Source organism: Streptomyces sp. NPDC059524 (assembly GCF_042749255.1).
Taxonomy (GTDB): Bacteria; Actinomycetota; Actinomycetes; order Streptomycetales; family Streptomycetaceae; genus Streptomyces; species Streptomyces xanthii.
Window position 1 is genome coordinate 392 of sequence record NZ_JBHYTK010000284.1, and the last position, 991, is coordinate 1,382.

Below are 991 nucleotides of genomic sequence, written 5' to 3' on the forward strand. Positions count from 1 at the left end.
TAGTTCCGGTCGTAGACACCCCACTCCGTGAAGTAGCCGACGACTTTCGAGCCGGGCGCCCCCCCGGGGGGGGCGGCGCGGGGCGGCGGGGGGGCGGGCGCCCCGCGCAGGTTCACCCTCGGCGACATCCCCGGCATCCTCTGGACACCCGCGGACGTGTCCGCACCGGTCCCCCTGATCCTGCTGGGCAACCCCCCGCTCGGACTGGACCGGATGTACCCCCGCCTGCTGGGCCGGGCCCGGTACTCCGCGGCGGAGGGCTTCGCCACCGCCACCATCGAGCTCCCCGGAAGCGGTGACCGGCCCCGGCTGCCCGCCGTCGACCGGGCACGTGCCGGCCTGCGCCGCGCCCTGGAGGCCGGTGAACCGGTGAGCGGCGAGATCGTCGACGACCTGATCCTGCCCCTGGTCGACCAGGCGGTCCCCGAATGGCGGGCCACGATGGACGCGCTGCTCGAACTGCCCGGGATCGGCGGCCCGGTGGCGTACTCCGGTGGCCTGATCTCGATCGGCGTCCGCCTGGCCGCGACCGACCCGCGCATCGTGGCCGCCGGCCTGTTCGCGGGCAGTTTCGTCCCCGCCGTGATCTTCGAGGAGGCCCGTAGGGTCACCGTTCCGCTGCACGTTCTGCTGCAGTGGGACGACGAGGGGAACGACCGTCAGGCGGCCCTCGACCTGTTCGACGCCTTCGCCTCGAAGGAGAAGACGCTGAACGCCAACATGGGCGGGCACACCGGCGTCCCGCAGTCCGCCGGGGAGGATGCGGCCCAGTTCTTCGCGCGGCACCTGAAGCAGGCGCCCGCACCCGAGGCGAGCCCCGGCAGCTGAGCGGAGCCCCGGAGCCCTAGGCGAGCCCCGGCTCCTGTGGTGAGCCCGGCCTCCTGAGGGAAAGGCGGGGGGGCCCGCCCCCCCCCCCCCGGGACCCCCCCCCAACACCACCCCCCAGCGCCCCCCCCCACACACAAGCACACCCCCACCACCCACCCCCCCA

At 74.8% G+C, this 991-nt stretch carries 1 protein-coding gene; it reads left to right on the forward strand.

Translation table 11 applies throughout. The annotated features are described in order from the left end of the window. The first annotated feature begins 156 nt into the window (after positions 1-156). On the forward strand, positions 157-828 hold the full coding sequence (locus ACFW9D_RS38010) for an alpha/beta hydrolase (protein WP_384630022.1): 672 nt from the start codon (positions 157-159) through the stop codon (positions 826-828). Positions 829-991: the final 163 nt, after the last annotated feature.